Here is a 17779-nt window from a genome sequence, read left to right as displayed (position 1 = left end):
ATGTCGACCACGGACCCCCACACCGTCGAGGAAATCGACTGGCATTCCGTTACCGAGGATGCCCAGCAGCTGCTGGCCGCTTCCGACCGCGTGCATTCGCGCGCCGAGGTGGATGCGGCCCTCGACCGCATGGCCGACGAGATCCATGCCATCTACGGTGACCGGCCGCTGCACGTGCTGGCCGTCATGAACGGCGCGCTGTTCCCGTGCGCAGCGTTGCTGCAGCGGCTGCGCAACCCGATGGTGGTGGACTATCTGCACGCCACCCGCTATCGCGGCCAGACCTCGGGCGGCAGTCTGGTGTGGAAGGTGGCACCGCCGCCGGATCTGCGCGACCGCGACGTGCTGCTGGTGGACGACATCCTCGACGAGGGCAAGACCCTCCAGGCCATCCGCGAGGCGCTCGGACGCAGCGGCCCTGCCAGCCTGCGCGTGGCGGTGCTGGTGCGGAAGGTGCACGATCGCTGCGTGGCCGGCGCGGGCGCCGATATCATCGGCCTCGAGGTGCCGGACCGCTACGTCTTCGGCTGCGGCATGGACGTGCACGGCTTCTGGCGTCAGCTCCCCGAGATCCGCGCGCTGCGCGAGGGCTGAGCATGCCGGGTGCAACGCTGGCCGTCATCGGCGGCACGGCCATGAACCGCTGGCCCGGCTTCGAGCCCGGAACGGCGCATGCGGTCGAGACGGCATGGGGAGCGCCCTCGACGCCGCTGGTCGAGGGCCGCTTCGCCGGCACGCCGGCGGTATTCCTCGCGCGGCACGGCATCGGCCATCATCTGCCGCCGCACCGGATCAACTTCCGCGCCAACATGCAGGCGCTCGCCGATATCGGCGTGCAGCGCGTGATCGCCATCGCCGCCGTGGGGTCGATGCTCGATGGCTTTCCGCCGGGCGCCATCGCGCTGCCCGAAGACTGCATCGACTACACCTCGGGGCGGGCGCAGACGATATCCGACGGCGACGGTGCCGATCTCCTGCACATCGACTTCACGGCGCCCTTCGATCCGCTGCGCGAGCGCATTCTCGCGTCGGCGCCCGATGACGGGCTGCATGCCGGCGGCGTGCTGGGCGTGACCCAGGGGCCACGGCTGGAGACCGCCGCCGAAGTCCGGCGTCTGGTGCGCGACGGCTGCGGGATGGTGGGCATGACCACGATGCCCGAGGCGGCACTGGCACGCGAACTGGGCATGGAGTACGCCGTGGTGGCGGTATGCGTGAACTGGGCCGCGGGCATGGGCAGCGGTGACATCCACGCCGAGATCGAGGCGTCGGCTGCCCGTGGCATGGCGCGTGTCGGTAACCTTCTCTCGGCTGTCCTGCCCCGTCTGTCTCGGTGATGCGCGTCCCGCGCGCAGGGCGGCCTAGCATCGCGCCATGACGGACAGCGGCTCTCCGAACGCGACGGCCCCCCTGGGGGCGCTGGTCGACGGTCTCCTGCGTGGGGCCGTGGATGCGCTCGTCGTCGTCGACACCGAGCAGCGCATCGTCGCGATGTCGCAGATCGCCTGCGAGTGGCTCGACTGCGACATCGGCATGCTCCAGGGGCAGCCGATGAAGGCGGTGCTGCGCTTCGCCGAGCCTTCGGCGCGCTCGTCGATGGACAACTCGGCGGCGGTGGTCGAGCCCATGCGCTGGGCGCTGGAGCGCGGCTGGATCAACGAGCGCTTCGATCATTTCATCGCATTGTTCAGCGGGCGTGCGGTGCCGGTGCGTGCGTCCTTCGCCGCGCTCTTCGATGCCGACGGCAAGGTCTGCGGCGCGGTGTGCGCGATGAGCGACTTCTCCGAGGCCGCCGATGCCGCCCAGGCGCTGACCTTCGCGCGCGATCACGACCCCATCACCGGGCTGCCCAACCGCGAGCATTTCGAGCGTCTGCTGGAGCGTTCCGAGCGCTCGACGGTGCCGCCCAACCGGCCGTTCTGGGTGGCCTTCGCCGACGTCGACCGTTTCCGGCTGGTGAACGATGCCGCCGGCCACAGTGCCGGTGACGCCATGCTCAACCGCATCGCCGGCGCCTTCCGCTCGGCGCTGCGGGCCGGCGACGCGCTGGCGCGCATCGGCGGCGACGAGTTCGGCATCCTGCTGCAGCCCTGTTCGCGCCGCGAGGTCGAGGCGCTGCTCGAGCGCGTCGTGGCTTCCGCGCGCGGTCTCCAGTTCAGCTGGCAGGGGCGTGATTTCCCGTCGACCGTGACCATGGGCGTGGCACCGCTGTCGAGCACCACGCGCGATGCCCACAGCGCCATGCGGCTGGCCGAACGCGCGCGCTACGCAGGCAAGGAATCCGGGCGCGGCAACGTCTGCTTTGCCACCGATCAGGCGCTGTCCGGCGAGCACGATGTCGAGGTCGCCGCGGTGTCGCGCATCCTGTCTGCGCTCGAGGCGGGACGCTTCGTGCTGCACGCCCAGGATGTGGTGCGGCTGGATCGGCCCGCCGTACCGGTCTATCGCGAAATGCTGGTGCGCATGCGCGACGAGCGCGGCGGGCTGCTGCCGCCGTCGCAGTTCATTCCCGGTGCCGAGCGCTACTTCATGATGGATGCGCTCGACCGCTGGGTCATCGAGGCGACGCTGGCGATGCTGTCGGCCGGCGATGACGACGGGGTCCTGCACGCCATCAATCTCAGCGGACAGTCGGTGAGCGATCCGCGCTTCCGCTACTGGCTGGTCGATACCCTGCGCGGACGCCCGGATCTGTGCGGGCGCCTCTGCTTCGAGGTCACCGAGACCGCGGCGGTGCGCCAGATGTCGGTGGCGCGCGAGCTCTTCGACGAGCTGGCGGACATGGGGGCGAGCCTGGCGCTGGACGATTTCGGCGCCGGCATGTCCTCGTTCGGCTATCTGACGTCGCTGCCGGTGCGCTACCTCAAGATCGACGGCCACTTCGTGCGCGGCCTCGACGATCCGTTCTACCAGCAGGTGGTGCGCGCGATCTGCGACGTCGGCCGCGCCGCCGAGCTGCAGTGCATCGCCGAGCACGTCGAGGACACGTCGGTGATCCCGCGTCTGATCGAGCTCGGCGTCCACATGGCGCAGGGGTGGGGGATCGCGCGTGAGGCAGCGTTCGAGCCGTACCGCGCCGACGACGGGCGCCTGATAGAGGGCAACTGCGCCTGAGGCGCGGTCAGTTCGCGCCCACGCCCTGGGCCCCCTGATCCTGACGGATGACGTGGGCGAGCACGCCGAAGCGCGGACTGTCCAGGTGATGCAGCTCCTCCGAACGCATGCGGCGCTGCTCGCGCAGCACGGTGGCGTCGAGGCCGCCGGCCACGCGCTCGGACCACTGCAGGTCCACGTCGAGATGCAGGAAGCGTCGCAGGGTCAGGCCGATGGTACCCTCGAGCCGGTGCACCGCCTCGCCGCTGAGCGGAATCAGCCGCTCGCCGTGGCGCACCAGGAGCTTCGGCCCCCCGCGCGTGGGCGGATCGTCCTGCAGCCATGCCAGCGACAGCACCGGGTCGAAGCGCTGACTGTTGCGCAGCCGCTGGCGCTGCGTGCCGAGCAGGGTGTCGCCTTCCGACAGCATGCGGATGCCCGCGGTGGCGAGGCGCGAGCGGTCATCGATGGGGATGGCGTCCTCGGCGCTGTACCCCTGCGGGGCGATGCCGATCTGCGGCGCTCCGAACCCGTAGTCACGATCGGAATAGATGAGGATGTCGACGCGCCAGGTGTCGGCGTGCGCGGCGACGCTGATCAGCGTCAGCAGCGCGGCGGTGAGCAGCTTGTTCATGAGGCTAGGTTAGCAGCGTCGTCACCGTTCCCTGCTTCCGATCGGGTGGTGGCGAGGCGGTCGATGGCGGCGGTGGTGTTGTCGATGCGCGCCTGCAGGTCGTCGGCCTCGACGCGGTGCACCAGCTTCTGCTCGCCCTCCATGCGCCAGGCGCGCGGGTCCGACTGCACCAGTCCGATCAGGCGGACGGGGTCGAGCGGCGTGTCGGCCGCGAAGGTGATGCTCACCCCGTGATCGCCCGTGCGCAGCTGGGTGATGCCCAGCGTCCGCGCGCGCAGGCGCAGTCGCGCGGCCGCGAACAGCGTCTCGACCGCTTCGGGCAGGGCACCGAAGCGGTCGATGGTCTCGCTCTTCAGTGCGTCGGCGTCGTCGGGCGTGGCGGCTGCGGTGAGGCGCTGGTAGAGCGCGAGGCGGGTATGCACATCGGGCACGTAGTCCTCCGGGATCAGCGCGCTGGCGCCGAGGTCGACGGTGCAGCTCTCGTCGCTCAGCGCCTCGTCGCTGATCGCGCCGCTGCGCACGGCGCGCACCGCACGTTCCAGCAGCTCGGCGTAGAGCGTGAACCCGACCTCCTCGATCTGGCCGGACTGCTCGTCGCCGAGCAGCTCGCCGGCACCGCGGATCTCCAGATCGTGCGTGGCGAGCTGGAAGCCGGACCCGAGATCGCCGAGGTTCTCGATGGCCTCCAGACGCTTCTCGGCGTCGGACGGCAGGTGGGTGCGCGAGGGCACCAGCAGATAGGCGTAGGCGCGATGGTGGCTGCGACCGACGCGGCCGCGCAGCTGGTGGAGCTGCGCCAGGCCGAAGGTGTCGGCCCGGTTCATGACGATGGTGTTGGCGTTGGGGACGTCGATGCCGGATTCGACGATGGTCGTGCAGCACAGCACGTCGAAGCGGTGGTGATAGAAGTCGAGCATGACCTGCTCGAGCTCGCGCGTGCGCATCTGGCCGTGCGCCACGCGGATGCGCGCCTCGGGCACCAGCTGGCGCAGATCGGCGGCGACGCGCTCGATGTCCTTGACCTGGTTGTGCAGGTAGTAGATCTGGCCGCCGCGCTTGAGCTCGCGCATGAAGGCTTCCTGCACCAGGGCCTGCTCCCAGTCCGCGACGAAGGTCTTGATCGCCATGCGGCCCTCCGGCGGCGTGGCGATGATGGAGAGATCGCGCAGGCCGGCCAGCGACATGTTGAGCGTGCGCGGGATCGGCGTCGCGGTCAGCGTCAGCAGGTCGACCTGCGCGCGCATGGCCTTGAGCTTCTCCTTGTGGCGCACCCCGAAGCGGTGTTCCTCGTCGACGATGACCAGCCCCAGCTGCTTGAAGCGCACGTCCGGCTGCAGCAGGCGGTGCGTGCCGATGAGGATGTCGACCTTGCCCTCGCGGGTCTCGGCCAGCATGTCCTGCAGGTCCTTGTCGCTCTTCAGGCGCGAGGCCGCCGCGATGCGCACCGGCATGCCGGCAAAGCGGTCGCAGAAGTTCTTGTAGTGCTGCTGGGCGAGCAGGGTGGTCGGCACCAGCACGCACACCTGGCGGTTGCTGGTCACCGCGGCATAGGCGGCGCGCAGCGCCACCTCGGTCTTGCCGAAGCCGACATCGCCGCATACCACGCGGTCCATCGGTCGGGACGCCGCCATGTCCGCCAGCACGGCGTCGATGGCGCTCTGCTGGTCGGGCGTGGTCTCGAAGGGGAAGGCCTCGCAGAAGGCGGCGTAGTCGTCGGCGTCGGCCTGCATGACGGTGCCGACGGTGGCCTCGCGCCGGGCCTGGACCTGCAGCAGCTCGGCGGCGACGTCGAAGGCGCGCTTGCGGGCGCGGCTGGTGGCCTTCTTCCAGCGCTCGCTGCCCAGGTTGTGAAGCGGCGCGGCCTCGTCCTCGGCGCCGGTGTAGCGGTGCACCAGGTTGAGCTGCGCCACCGGCACGTAGATGCGGTCGCCCTTGGCGTACTCGATGACCAGGTACTCGGCGGACACTCCGCCGGCGTCCAGCGTCGTGAGGCCCTGGTAGCGGCCGACGCCGTGCTCGACATGCACCACCGGGCTGCCGGGATTGAGGGCCGACAGGTCGCGCAGCAGGGTCTCGGGGTCGCGCACGCGGGTGCGGGGCCGGGCGACCTGGGCACGCAGGCCGAACAGCTGTGTCTCGGACACCAACAGCGTGCCGTCGGCAAGGCGCACCGAGTGCTGCAGCGGGCCCTGCGCGATGCAGACGCGGCCGCGGCCCGACCGGAAGTCCTGCCAGTCGGTGCATTGGCGCGCATCCATGCCGCGCGGCCGCAGCCAGTCCTGCACCGCCTGCACGCGGCCGGGCGACTCGGCCACCAGCAGCGTGCGCGGGGCTTCGCCGATGGCAGCGGCGAAGGCGTCCGCACCGTCCTCGCCGAGGGCGACCGGAGCATCGGCGCCGGGCTCGGCAGCACCGATGGCGAGCCGCGCGTGCCCCGACAGCACGGCGTCGACCGCATCGGGCGCGCGATAGAGGTCGGCCGGTGCCATCAGCGGCCGCTCGATGTTGCCGCTGTAGCGCTCGAAGCGCTCGCCGATCTGCTGCCACTGCTCGTCGAGCACCCGCGTCATCCCGGCGGGCAGACAGAGCACCGCGTCGGCGGGCAGGTGGTCCTCGATGCCGGCGGTGTGCTCGAAGAAGAGCGGGAAATAGGATTCGATGCCGGCGGGCATGATGCCGCGGCTCACCGATTCGTAGACCTTCGAGCGGCTCGGGTCGCCGGGGAAGTAGGCCCGGTACTGGCGCCGGAAGCGCTCGATGGCCTCCCGGTCGGTGGGGAACTCGCGCGCCGGCAGCAGATCGATCTCCGCGACGCGCTCGGTGGAGCGCTGCGTCTCGGGATCGAAGCAGCGGATCGATTCGACTTCGTCGTCGAACAGATCGATGCGGTAGGCGAGGTTGCCGCCCATCGGGAAGAGATCCACGAGCGCGCCGCGCAGCGCGAACTCGCCCTGGGTCTGCACCTCGGAGACCGACTGGTAGCCGGCGGCGATCAGGCGCTCGCGGAAGGCCTGCGGGTCCAGCGTGTCGCCTTCGGCGATGGCGAAGCGGCGGGCCGACAGCCAGTCGCGCGGCGGCAGCCGCAGCAGCAGGGTCTCGATGGTGGTCACGACCACCCCGCGGCGCATGGCGGGGAGCGCGGAAAGCGCGGCCATGCGGTCCGACACCAGTTCCTGATGCGGCGAGAACGCGTCGTAGGGCAGCACCTCGGTATCGGGCAGATGCGTGATGGGCACGTCCGCGTCCGCGAAGAAGCGCAGCTCGGATTCGAGGCGATAGGCCTCGCTCTCGTTGGCGCACACCACGATCAGCGGTCGGTTCTCGCGCGCCGCGGCGGCCAGGGCCATGGCGGGCGCCGGATCGGGCAGGGCGGGCCAGTCGACCGGGGCGCCGGGTTCGACGGGCAGGGGCAGGCGGAGGTCGAGCGCGTCGTCGGGCACAGCGGACTTCGGGCGGCGGGTCGGCGGGGCGCGGATTATGTCACGCACGGCATGCCCGAACCGGGGGCATCCCCGCGCCCGCTGATATACTGGCCGATCCTACAACCCGCGATTCGGACGGTTGTCGCTACGCGAAAGTGGCGGAATTGGTAGACGCACTGGATTTAGGTTCCAGCGCCGCAAGGCGTGCGAGTTCGAGTCTCGCCTTTCGCACCATTCTTTCGCTGCCGCTGGGGCAGCGCCGGCTCGGCCGGCGCCGCCGGCACTGATGTAGCGTCGCGCCGCCGTACCCGAACACACAACAGGATCGAGGAAGCATGGAAGTCGAGTTGCAAAGCCCGGGCGGTCTCCAGCGCGTGCTGCGCGTATCGGTGCCGGCGGACCGCTACGACAAGGCGGTCGACAAGCGTCTGCGCCAGATCGGAACGCGTGCGCGGATTCCCGGGTTCCGCCCCGGCAAGGCGCCCATGAAGGTCATCGCGCAGCAGTATGGTGACCAGGCGCGTGCCGACGCCATCAGCGAGCTGGTCCGCGAGACCTGGCCCGAGGCGGTGCAGCAGGCGGAGGTCAACCCGGCCGGCCAGCCGAGCTTCGAGGTCGACGACGAGACCCAGGGCACGGATCTCGTCTACCGCGCCAGCTTCGAGGTCTACCCCGAGATCGAGCTGAAGGCGCTGGACAGCCTCGCGGTCGAGCGGCCGGTGGCCGAGGTCACCGAGGCCGACATCGACAGGCTGGTCGAGAACCTGCGCCAGTCGCGCAAGAGCAAGGAGACCGTCGCGCGCGCCGCCGCCGAGGGTGATGCCGTGCGTATCGACTTCGAGGGCCGCATCGACGGCGAGACCTTCGAGGGTGGCTCGGGCGAGAACCAGGAGGTCGAGATCGGCGCCGGGCGCTTCCTGCCCGAGCTTGAGAACGGACTCGTGGGCCATGCCGCGGGCGAGACCTTCGACGTGCCGGTGACCTTCCCGGACGACTATCAGGCGGAGGATCTGAAGGGCAAGCAGGCGACGTTCTCGGTGACCATGAAGGAGGTCAACGAGGTCACGCTGCCCGAGATCGATGCCGAGTTCCTGGAAGCCCACAGTGTCGACCCCGAAGCCGGCGTCGACGGCCTGCGCGCGAAGTGCCGGGAGGCGCTCGAGCGCGAGCAGAAGAAGGCCTCGCGCAACCAGCTCAAGGCGGCAGTCATGGATCGGCTGCTGGAAGCGCACCAGTTCGATGTCCCGCAGGCCATGGCCGCCGACGAGATCGGCCGGCTGCGCGAGGAGACCGTGGCGCGCTTCCAGGCCGCCGGGCTGTCCGACGAGCAGAAGAAGCAGATGATTCCCGACGAGCTGCTCCAGCCGCAGGCGCAGCGCCGCGTCTCGCTGGGCCTGCTGCTCGGCGAGCTCATCCGCGCGCACAGCATCGAACTCGATCAGCAGCGCCTCGATGCTACGCTCGAAGAACTCGCCGCCGAGTACGAGGAGCCCGAGAAGGTGAAGCAGCACTACCGGTCGCAGCCGCAGATGATGCAGGGACTGCGCGCGATGGTGATCGAGGAGCAGGTCGTGGACCACATCCTCGCCTCGGCGACGGTGACCGACAAGTCGATGCCGCTCGAGGAACTGCTCAACCAGCGTCAGGGCGGCTGAACACGCGGCATCCTTCCCAATCGCAAGTCAGGAGACCAGCATGACCGAATCCGTGCACGCGCAGCACCTGGTGCCCATGGTCGTGGAGCAGAGCCCGCGCGGCGAGCGCGCCTTCGACATCTACTCGAGGCTGCTGCGCGAGCGCGTGATCTTCGTCACCGGTCCGATCGACGATCACGTCGCGAACCTGATCGTGGCGCAGCTCCTGTTCCTGGAGTCGGACAACCCCGAGAAGGACATCCACCTGTACATCAACTCGCCGGGTGGCGTCGTGACCGCGGGGCTGTCGATCCTCGACACCATGCGCTTCATCAAGCCTGACGTCGCGACCATGTGCGTGGGCCAGGCGGCCAGCATGGGCTCGCTGCTGCTGGCGGCCGGCGCCAAGGGCAAGCGCTACGCGCTGCCGCATTCGCGGGTGATGATCCATCAGCCGCACGGCGGCGCGCAGGGACAGGCCTCGGACATCGAGATCCAGGCCCGCGAGATCCTCTATCTGAGACAGCGCCTGAACGAGATCCTCGCCGAGACCACCGGACAGTCGGTGGAGACCATCGAGCGCGACAGCAACCGCGATTTCTTCATGTCCGCCGATCAGGCCAAGGAGTACGGCGTGATCGACGACATCATGACGCGTCGCGAACCGCCGGCGGGCAACCGCTGATCGGCCGGTGCCGCGCGTCCAACGGCGCGCGCACGGGTTTTGCAAGCGGGTTACAGCGTGCTAATAATGCGGTAGCCCGGTTTCGGGCAGCCAGAGGTCAATCATGAGTAACGACAACCGCGGAACCTCCAACGGACGAGTGCTGTACTGCTCCTTCTGCGGAAAGAGCGAGCACGAGGTGCGCAAGCTCATCGCGGGGCCGTCGGTGTACATCTGCGACGAGTGCGTGGACCTGTGCAACGACATCATCCGCGAGGAGGTGCAGTCGCGTCCGCAGCATGCGGGCCTGCCCAAGCCGCAGGAGATCCGCTCGGTCCTCGACGAGTACGTCGTGGGGCAGGAGCAGGCCAAGAAGATCCTCTCGGTCGCGGTCTACAACCACTACAAGCGGTTGAACAGCAAGGACGACAAGGACGGCATCGAGCTGTCCAAGTCCAACATCCTGCTGATCGGCCCCACCGGCTCGGGCAAGACCCTGCTCGCCGAAACGCTGGCGCGCCTGCTGGATGTGCCCTTCGCCATCGCCGATGCCACCACGCTCACCGAGGCGGGTTATGTCGGCGAGGACGTCGAGAACATCATCCAGCGCCTGCTGCAGAAGTGCGACTACGACGTCGAGAAGGCACAGCGCGGCATCATCTACATCGACGAGATCGACAAGATCTCGCGGAAGGCCGAGAACCCGTCGATCACCCGCGATGTGTCGGGCGAGGGCGTGCAGCAGGCGCTGCTGAAGCTCATCGAGGGCACCACCGCCAGCATTCCGCCGCAGGGCGGGCGCAAGCACCCGCAGCAGGAGTTCCTGCAGGTCGACACCTCGGGCATCCTGTTCATCTGCGGCGGCGCCTTCTCGGGGCTCGAGCGGGTGGTCCAGAACCGCACCGAGCGCACCGGCATCGGCTTCGGCGCGCACGTGCGCTCGCCGGTGGAAGGGCGCGATGCCACGCTGCTGCGCGGTGTCGAGCCGGAGGATCTGGTGCAGTACGGTCTCATCCCCGAATTCGTCGGGCGTCTGCCGGTGGCAGCGGTGCTCGAGGAGCTCGACGACGAGGCGTTGGTGACCATCCTGCGCGAGCCCAAGAACGCGCTCATCAAGCAGTACACCAAGCTCTTCCAGATGGAGAACGTCACGCTCGAGTTCCGCGACGAGGCGCTGCGCGCCATCGCCCAGAATGCCCGCGAGCGCAAGACCGGTGCGCGCGGCCTGCGTACGATCCTCGAGAAGATCCTGCTCGACGTCATGTACGACCTGCCGAGCATGGAGCACGTCTCCAAGGTGGTCGTGGACGACGCGGTGGTCCGCGGCGAGTCGAAGCCCTATGTGGTCTACGAGAACACCGACGCGCAGCGCGACGTCAAGTCGAGTGCCTGACCCCGGGCGACCCGCCCGCCTTGAAAAGCGGGCGGGTCGCCCCGATGTTCGTTGCAGAGCTCCCAAGCGCGGCGCCCTCGAGGCGCCGCACTCGTTTCAGCCGAGGTGACCCAGGGCATGACCAGTACCCACGAAAGCCAAACGCCTGTTCTCCCGCTGCGCGACGTCGTGGTGTATCCGCACATGGCGATCCCGCTGTTCGTCGGGCGGGAGAAGTCCATCCGCGCGCTTTCCGCGGCCATGCAGGACGACAAGCGGATCCTGCTGGTGGCCCAGCGCACTGCCGACAAGGACGATCCCGGCGCCGACGACATCTACGAGGTCGGCACCCTCGCCAGCGTGCTGCAGATGCTGAAGCTGCCCGACGGCACCGTGAAGGTGCTGGTCGAGGGCGCCCAGCGTGCGCGCATCCGCGAGCTGCAGACCGGCGACGACTACCTCCAGGCCGAGATCGAGATGCTCGAGGAGGACGATTCCGCCAGCGAGGGCCGGGAGACCGACGCGCTGATGCGCTCCACGGTGGCGCTGTTCGAGCAGTACATCAAGCTGAACAAGAAGGTGCCCGCCGAACTGCTGCCGTCGCTGAGCGCGATGGACCAGCCCGGCCGGCTGGCCGACACCATTGCGGCCCATCTCAATCTCAAGCTCGAGGACAAGCAGGCCGTGCTCGAGGTGGGCGGTGCCCACGCACGTCTGGAGCACGTCCTGGCGGCTCTGGAGGGCGAGATCGACACCCTGCAGATCGAGAAGAAGATCCGCGGCAGGGTCAAGTCGCAGATGGAGAAGTCGCAGCGCGAGTACTACCTGAATGAGCAGATGAAGGCCATTCAGAAGGAGCTCGGCGAAGGCGAGGACGGCTCCAACGAGCTCGAGGAACTGGGCAACAAGATCGAGAAGGCGGGCATGCCCAAGGCCGTCAAGTCGAAGGCGCTCGCCGAGTACAACAAGCTCAAGATGATGTCGCCGATGTCGGCCGAGGCGACGGTGGTGCGCAACTATCTCGACTGGCTGACGCAGGTGCCGTGGAAGAAGCGCAGCCGCTCGCGCATCGATCTCGACCTCGCCCAGGAGATCCTCGACCGCGATCACTACGGGCTCGAGAAGGTCAAGGAGCGCATCGTCGAGTACCTGGCCGTGCAGAGCCGCGTCAAGAAGCTGAAGGGCCCCATCCTTTGCCTCGTGGGACCGCCCGGTGTCGGCAAGACCTCGCTCGGTCGCTCGGTGGCCGAGGCCGTCAACCGCAAGTTCACGCGCATGAGCCTCGGCGGCGTGCGCGACGAGGCCGAGATCCGCGGTCATCGCCGCACCTACATCGGGTCGCTGCCCGGCAAGATCGTGCAGAACCTCTCCAAGGCCGGCACCAAGAATCCGCTGTTCCTGCTCGACGAGGTCGATAAGATGGCGATGGACTTCCGCGGCGATCCGAGCTCGGCGCTGCTGGAGGTGCTCGATCCCGAGCAGAACACCGACTTCAACGACCACTATCTCGAAGTGGACATCGACCTCTCCGATGTCATGTTCATCTGCACGGCGAATACGCTGAACATTCCGGCGCCGCTGCTCGATCGCATGGAGGTCATCCGCATCCCCGGCTATACCGAGGACGAGAAGGTCAACATCGCGAAGAAGTACCTGCTTCCCAAGCAGATCGAGCGCAACGGCGTGCGCGAGGGCGAGCTCGCGCTCACCGACGATGCACTGCGCGCGATCGTCCGCCACTACACGCGCGAGTCCGGCGTGCGCAATCTGGAACGCGAGATCAGCAAGATTGCGCGCAAGGTCGTCAAGGAGATCCTCTCGTCGGAGGGCAAGAAGAAGAAGGTCCGCGTCACCGCCAAGAACATCGACAAGTACCTGGGCGTCCGTCAGTACCGCTACGGTCGGGCCGAGGAGACCAACGCCATCGGGCAGGTCACCGGTCTGGCATGGACCGAGGTCGGTGGCGAGCTGTTGACCATCGAGGCGGCCTTGTCACCCGGTCGCGGCAAGCTCACGCAGACCGGCAGCCTGGGCAACGTCATGCAGGAGTCGGTGCAGGCCGCGCTCACCGTGGTGCGCGGGCGCGCCGCGGCACTCGGCATTCCGCCGGACTTCTACACCAGCAACGACGTGCATGTGCACGTCCCCGAGGGTGCCACGCCCAAGGATGGCCCGAGCGCGGGTGTCGGCATGTGCACGGCGCTGATCTCGGCGCTGACGCGCATCCCGGTGCGCGCCGATGTCGCCATGACCGGCGAGATCACCCTGCGCGGCGAGGTTCTGCCCATCGGCGGGCTCAAGGAGAAGCTGCTGGCCGCCCACCGCGGCGGCATCCAGACCGTCCTGATCCCCGAGGAGAATCGCAAGGATCTCGCGGAGATACCGGAGAACATCAAGGGATCACTCGACATTCGCCCGGTGCGCTGGATCGATGACGTCATCGCCGTCGCGCTCGAACGCGTGCCGGAGCCGTTGAGCGAACCGGCACCGGCGGGCGAGGCGAGCATCGGCGGGGAGCCCGCGCGTGCGCACTGATGCCCGGGCACGCGGTGCGCGAATTTTTGGCATGATCGCCCTTCATGGCGTTGACGCCGCAACGGCGCCCATGCGATAACGATGCCATGCGCTATGCACTACTCGTGTACCGGCATGCCGGGGCTCACGGGGGGTGTTTTTTCAAGAACCACCACGAGTATCGAGGGGATTTCACACGATGAACAAGTCGGAACTGATTGACGCGGTCGCAGCCAGCGCGGATCTTTCCAAGGCGGATGCAGGCCGTGCGATCGACGCGACGATCGAGTCCTTGACCAAGGCACTCAAGAAGGGCGACAAGGTGTCGCTGGTCGGCTTCGGTACCTTTGAAGTCCGTGAGCGTGCCGCGCGCACCGGCCGCAACCCGAAGACCGGTGCCACGCTCAAGATCAAGGCGAGCAAAACTCCTGCGTTCAAGGCTGGCAAAGCGCTCAAGGACGCGGTAAACTGATCGTCTTTCCGGAGGTGCTTGTACAGGGTGCTTAGCTCAGTTGGTAGAGCGTCGCCCTTACAAGGCGAATGTCGGCGGTTCGAACCCGTCAGCACCCACCAGCCTCTCGGTTAAAGGCATCACGCGGAGCGGTAGTTCAGTCGGTTAGAATGCCGGCCTGTCACGCCGGAGGTCGCGGGTTCGAGTCCCGTCCGCTCCGCCACCTTGTAGAAAGGCGCCTGTTACCGGCGCCTTTGTTGTTTTGGGCCCTGTTTCCCAAGAATCGGCGCCGCGGCAAGAGCCCTGCGCCCGCCACGAGATCTCAAGATGCTGCAGTCCCTGCGTGATCGCACGTCCGGCGTCGTCGCCTGGTTCATCGTCGGTCTACTGATCATTCCCTTCGCCTTCTTCGGCATTGAGCAGTTCGCGACCGGTACCGCGGACCCGAAGATCGCCACCGTCGGCGACAAGGACATCACCCAGAGCGAGTTCCGCAATGCCTACAACCAGCGCTACCAGCGACTGGTGCAGATGCTGGGCGAGAACTTCGATGCCTCCACGCTCGATCAGGCCGCTTTCCGGTCCGGTGTCCTGGAGGACATGATCCGTCAGGAGGCGCAGCTGCAGTACGCCTCCGAAGAGGGCTGGCGGGTCAGCGACCAGGAGCTGATGGCCTTCCTGCGCACGGTGCCCGCCTTCCAGCAGGAGGGCACATTCTCGCCGCAGACCTATCGTGACCGGCTTGCGCGGCAGGGCATCGAGCCCGAGCGCTACGAGAGCCAGCTCCGCGACGGCCTGCGCTCGGAGCAGTTGCGCACCGCGGTGGTGAGCTCGGCCTTCACCGTCGCGCCGGAGCTGGAGCGTGCCCGCGCGGTACGCGCGCAGCAGCGCACCTTCGAGATGGTGCGGGTGCCCGCCTCGCGCTTTCTGAGCGAGAGCGAGCCCGCGGACGACGCCGTTGCGGAAGCATACGAGACATCCAAGGAAGAGTATCGGGTGCCCGAGCGCGTCAGGCTCGCCTATCTCGAGATCGACCGCGATGCACTCGCCGAAGCTCAGCCGGCTCCGGAAGAGGGCGTGCTGCGCCGCATCTATGAAGCCGAGGCGGCATCGCGCTTCTCCGAGCCGGAGCGACGGGAGGTCCGGCATATCCTGACCGAGGGCGAGGACGCCGAGGCCCGCATTCGCGAGGCCGCACAGCGGATCGCTTCCGGCGAGGATTTCGCCGCCGTGGCGAGCGAGGTCTCGGACGATTCGGGCAGTGCCGAGGACGGCGGTTCGCTCGGCTGGATCGAGCGCGGCGAGATGGTGCCGGCCTTCGAGGAAGCGGCCTTCGCACTGCCGGTCGGTGAGCTCAGCGATCCGGTCGAGAGCGAGTTCGGCTGGCACGTGATCCGGGTCGAGCGGATCGACGAGCCGCAGACGCTGCCGTTCGAGGACGAATCCGTGCAGCAGCAGCTCGAGCGCATGTACCGCGAGCGCGAGGCCGACGTCATCTTCCGCGAGGCGCTCGAAACCGTCGAGCGCGTGTCCTTCGAGCAGCCGGCATCGCTGGAACCCGCGGCGGAGGCCGCCGGTCTCGAGGTCCAGGTCAGCGACTGGCTGGCCCGTGGCAGCAACGCCGGCCTCCTGTCCAATCCCGAGGTCGCGGAGGTCGCGTTCGGCGATTCGCTGGCGGCTGGCGAGAATTCCCGCCCGCTGGAGATCGCACCCGGCCGGGTGCTGGTCGTGCGCCAGCGCGAGCACGAGGAATCCCGCGTCCAGCCGCTGGAGGAAGTGCGCGAGGCGGTGGCCTCCCGGCTGCGTCGCGAGCGTGCCGGCGCGCGTGCTCGCGAGGTCGCGGAGAACATGCTGCAGAGCCTGCGCGAAGGTACCGAGCTCGCCAGCCTCGCGGAGTCGCGCGAGCTCGAGCTGGAGATCGCCGAATCGGTGGCACGCGACAGCAGCAGCTGGGACCGGCGCGTGCTCGACGTGGCCTTCTCGCTGCCGCGCCCGGATCAGGCCGGGTCGAACGTGGTCGCGGAGCTGGTCGGGTTCGGCTCCGAGGGCTTCGGGGTGATCGCGCTGCAGTCGGTCACGGTGCCCGAGGCAGCCGATGACGACGTCGACACGCTGCGGCAGCGCATCAGCGGGCGCCTGGCCGGCGCCGAGTACGCGGGCTACGAACAGCACATCACCGAGGCCATCGACGTCGAGCGGCACCGCTCGGTGAGCGACGCCGAGACACAGGGGCAGCAGCCCTAGTGTCCAGGCGGCGGCACTGGCGGCGCCCGGGCGGCTGACCGATGCTCAGCCGGCTGCCTGCGCTGCACTGGCAGATCGCGATCGCGCTGGTCCTGGCGATCGCCGCCGGCTTCCTGCTGGACGACAGTGCCACCTTCCTGGCGGTCGCCGACTTCCTCGGCGAGTTGTTCCTCAACGCGCTGCGCATGCTGATCGTGCCGCTCATCGTGTCGTCGATGATGCAGGCGATGCTGAACCTGCCGGCGGCCAGCGCGGTGGGGCGGCTCGGCGCGCGGCTGCTCGGCTGGATCGGGCTGTCCACACTGCTCGCCGTGATCGTCGGCATGCTGATGATCAATACCTTCCAGCCGGGCGTGATCGATGGCCAGCCCGCAGGCGAGACGCTGGGGCTGGACGCGAGCACCGCGCAGGTGACCGAGCGCGTCGAGGGGGCGGCGACCAGCGATATCGCCGACATCTTCCTCCGCATGCTGCCGCCCAACATCGTGGGCGCAGCGGTGGAGACCCAGATGCTCGGGCTGATCGTGTTCAGCCTGCTGTTCGGCTTCTTCGCCTCCCGGCTGCGCGGGGAGCTGCGCGACCAGCAGCACCGCTTCTGGCAGGGCGTGTACGAGATCATGCTGCAGATCACCGCCCTGGTCATGCGGTTCGCGCCCATCGGCGTGTTCGCGCTGGTCGGGGCCACCGTGGCGAAGACGGGCTGGGAGGCCTTCGGCCCGCTGCTGGTCTTCTTCGGCTGTGTCGCCGGCGCGCTGCTCCTGCATCTGCTGGTGGTGCTGCCGGCGCTGGTACGCGTGCTCGGTGGCGTCTCCGGCTTCCGGCACCTGCAGGCGATGATGCCGGCGCTGCTCACGGCATTCTCGACCAGCTCCTCGGCCGCGACGCTGCCCGTCTCGCTCGACTGCGTGCAGCGGCGCGCCGGTGTGTCGCCTTCGACCTCCGGGTTCGTGCTGCCGCTGGGCGCCACCGTCAACATGAACGGCACTGCGCTCTACGAGTGCGCCGCGGCGCTCTTCATCGCCCAAGCCTACGGGCTCGATCTCAGCCTGGCGTCCCAGTTTCTTGTGGTGATGCTGGCGCTCCTTACCTCGGTCGGCGTGGCGGGCGTGCCGTCTGCGAGCCTGGTGGCCATCGCCGTCATCCTCGGGGCCATCGGCCTGCCGCTGGAAGGCGTGGGCCTGATCCTCGCCGTGGACCGCATCCTCGATATGATGCGCACTGCCGTCAATGTCTACGGCGACACCTGCGGCGCCGTGATCATCGCGCGCGGCGAGGGCGAGTCGCCGTACGCGGCGGACCCCGATTCCGCCTCGGCCGACCACGCCTAGAGGCCGGTTCCGGGGCCCGCCTGCCGGGCCCCGGTCGCGATCGCTTCAGCGGTAGCGCCCTTCCGGGCGCAGCGTTTCCTCCACGGGCCGGAGCTCGATCTCGCCAAAGCGGGCACCGGGCCATTTCGCGGCGATGCGGATGGCCGCATCGAGGTCCGGCACGTCGATCAGGAAGTAGCCGCCGAGCTGCTCCTTGCTTTCCGTGAAGGGACCATCGGTAAACGACAGTCGTCCGTCGCGCACCTTCAGCGTGGTGGCACTGGTGGCGCTGCGCAGTGGCTGCGCATCCAGCAGCACTCCCGCTTCGCGCAGTTCGTCGACATAGGCGAGCGTCTCCTCGCGGACCGCGTTCCACTCGGTGCGCGACATCTCGTCGAAGACGGCTTCCGCTTCGTAGATGTTAGCGCCGATGCAAAACTGACC

General features: G+C 68.5%; 13 protein-coding genes and 3 tRNA genes. 13 read left to right on the top strand and 3 right to left on the bottom strand.

Going from position 1 to position 17779, the window contains the following annotated elements; all coding sequences use genetic code 11:
- Genes KAH28_RS14625 through KAH28_RS14615 form a run of 3 tightly spaced genes read left to right on the top strand, consistent with a single transcriptional unit; the run spans position 1 to position 3114 of the window.
- Positions 1–594 (top strand): hypoxanthine-guanine phosphoribosyltransferase, encoded by a 594-nt coding sequence (locus KAH28_RS14625; protein ID WP_290577828.1) that lies wholly within the window; start codon positions 1–3, stop codon positions 592–594.
- A 2-nt stretch (positions 595–596) separates the two neighbouring features.
- Positions 597–1337, top strand: a complete 741-nt coding sequence (locus tag KAH28_RS14620) for an S-methyl-5'-thioinosine phosphorylase (protein ID WP_290577827.1) — start codon at positions 597–599, stop codon at positions 1335–1337.
- 37 nt (positions 1338–1374) lie between these two features.
- A complete protein-coding gene (locus KAH28_RS14615; protein ID WP_290577826.1) occupies positions 1375–3114 on the top strand; it encodes an EAL domain-containing protein in 1740 nt (579 codons plus the stop codon).
- A 7-nt stretch (positions 3115–3121) separates the two neighbouring features.
- Here the strand turns inward: KAH28_RS14615 and KAH28_RS14610 are convergent, their stop codons facing one another.
- Entirely contained in the window at positions 3122–3727 is a 606-nt protein-coding gene (locus KAH28_RS14610; RefSeq protein ID WP_290577825.1) for a CsiV family protein, read from the bottom strand.
- Entirely contained in the window at positions 3724–7167 is a 3444-nt protein-coding gene (gene mfd / locus KAH28_RS14605; protein ID WP_290577823.1) for a transcription-repair coupling factor, read from the bottom strand. Before mfd ends, KAH28_RS14610 begins: the two co-directional genes overlap by 4 nt.
- Positions 7168–7298: 131 nt before the next feature.
- On the opposite strand from mfd, the gene KAH28_RS14600 reads away from it, so the two are divergent.
- The 10 genes from KAH28_RS14600 (at position 7299) to KAH28_RS14555 (ending at position 17356) form a co-directional block, all read left to right on the top strand.
- Positions 7299–7383: transfer RNA gene (locus tag KAH28_RS14600), tRNA-Leu, on the top strand.
- A 101-nt stretch (positions 7384–7484) separates the two neighbouring features.
- Positions 7485–8804 (top strand): trigger factor, encoded by a 1320-nt coding sequence (tig, locus tag KAH28_RS14595; protein WP_290577821.1) that lies wholly within the window; start codon positions 7485–7487, stop codon positions 8802–8804.
- A gap of 40 nt (positions 8805–8844) precedes the next feature.
- Positions 8845–9468 (top strand): ATP-dependent Clp endopeptidase proteolytic subunit ClpP, encoded by a 624-nt coding sequence (clpP, locus tag KAH28_RS14590; protein ID WP_290577819.1) that lies wholly within the window; start codon positions 8845–8847, stop codon positions 9466–9468.
- Positions 9469–9571: 103 nt separating this feature from the next.
- Positions 9572–10840: an ATP-dependent protease ATP-binding subunit ClpX gene (gene clpX / locus KAH28_RS14585; protein ID WP_290577817.1), complete on the top strand. Its 1269-nt coding sequence runs from the start codon at positions 9572–9574 to the stop codon at positions 10838–10840.
- A gap of 117 nt (positions 10841–10957) precedes the next feature.
- Complete coding sequence (lon, locus tag KAH28_RS14580; protein ID WP_290577815.1) at positions 10958–13354, top strand: endopeptidase La; 2397 nt, start codon at positions 10958–10960, stop codon at positions 13352–13354.
- Positions 13355–13532: 178 nt separating this feature from the next.
- Positions 13533–13805, top strand: coding sequence for an HU family DNA-binding protein (locus KAH28_RS14575; protein WP_290577813.1), 273 nt, complete (start codon positions 13533–13535; stop codon positions 13803–13805).
- A gap of 25 nt (positions 13806–13830) precedes the next feature.
- Positions 13831–13906, top strand: a tRNA-Val gene (locus KAH28_RS14570).
- Between the two features lie 24 nt (positions 13907–13930).
- Positions 13931–14007, top strand: a tRNA-Asp gene (locus KAH28_RS14565).
- 104 nt (positions 14008–14111) lie between these two features.
- Complete coding sequence (locus KAH28_RS14560) at positions 14112–16028, top strand: SurA N-terminal domain-containing protein (protein WP_290577811.1); 1917 nt, start codon at positions 14112–14114, stop codon at positions 16026–16028.
- A 41-nt stretch (positions 16029–16069) separates the two neighbouring features.
- Complete coding sequence (locus KAH28_RS14555) at positions 16070–17356, top strand: dicarboxylate/amino acid:cation symporter (protein ID WP_290577809.1); 1287 nt, start codon at positions 16070–16072, stop codon at positions 17354–17356.
- A gap of 45 nt (positions 17357–17401) precedes the next feature.
- Here KAH28_RS14555 and KAH28_RS14550 read toward each other — a convergent pair.
- Positions 17402–17779: YciI family protein (locus KAH28_RS14550; RefSeq protein WP_290577807.1), on the bottom strand; the 378-nt coding region annotated here is incomplete at its 5' end.

This window comes from Algiphilus sp. (assembly GCF_023145115.1).
Lineage (GTDB): Bacteria > Pseudomonadota > Gammaproteobacteria > Nevskiales > Nevskiaceae > Algiphilus.
Note: the sequence above shows the minus strand (reverse complement) of the source record. Positions and strands in the feature narration are given on the sequence as shown.

Coding starts and splice junctions, on each gene's coding strand:
- KAH28_RS14625 (WP_290577828.1), top strand. CDS start 1: ATGTCGACCACGGACCCCCACACCGTCGAGGAAATCGACTGGCATTCC.
- KAH28_RS14620 (WP_290577827.1), top strand. CDS start 597: ATGCCGGGTGCAACGCTGGCCGTCATCGGCGGCACGGCCATGAACCGC.
- KAH28_RS14615 (WP_290577826.1), top strand. CDS start 1,375: ATGACGGACAGCGGCTCTCCGAACGCGACGGCCCCCCTGGGGGCGCTG.
- KAH28_RS14610 (WP_290577825.1), bottom strand. CDS start 3,727: ATGAACAAGCTGCTCACCGCCGCGCTGCTGACGCTGATCAGCGTCGCC.
- tig (WP_290577821.1), top strand. CDS start 7,485: ATGGAAGTCGAGTTGCAAAGCCCGGGCGGTCTCCAGCGCGTGCTGCGC.
- clpP (WP_290577819.1), top strand. CDS start 8,845: ATGACCGAATCCGTGCACGCGCAGCACCTGGTGCCCATGGTCGTGGAG.
- clpX (WP_290577817.1), top strand. CDS start 9,572: ATGAGTAACGACAACCGCGGAACCTCCAACGGACGAGTGCTGTACTGC.
- lon (WP_290577815.1), top strand. CDS start 10,958: ATGACCAGTACCCACGAAAGCCAAACGCCTGTTCTCCCGCTGCGCGAC.
- KAH28_RS14575 (WP_290577813.1), top strand. CDS start 13,533: ATGAACAAGTCGGAACTGATTGACGCGGTCGCAGCCAGCGCGGATCTT.
- KAH28_RS14560 (WP_290577811.1), top strand. CDS start 14,112: ATGCTGCAGTCCCTGCGTGATCGCACGTCCGGCGTCGTCGCCTGGTTC.
- KAH28_RS14555 (WP_290577809.1), top strand. CDS start 16,070: ATGCTCAGCCGGCTGCCTGCGCTGCACTGGCAGATCGCGATCGCGCTG.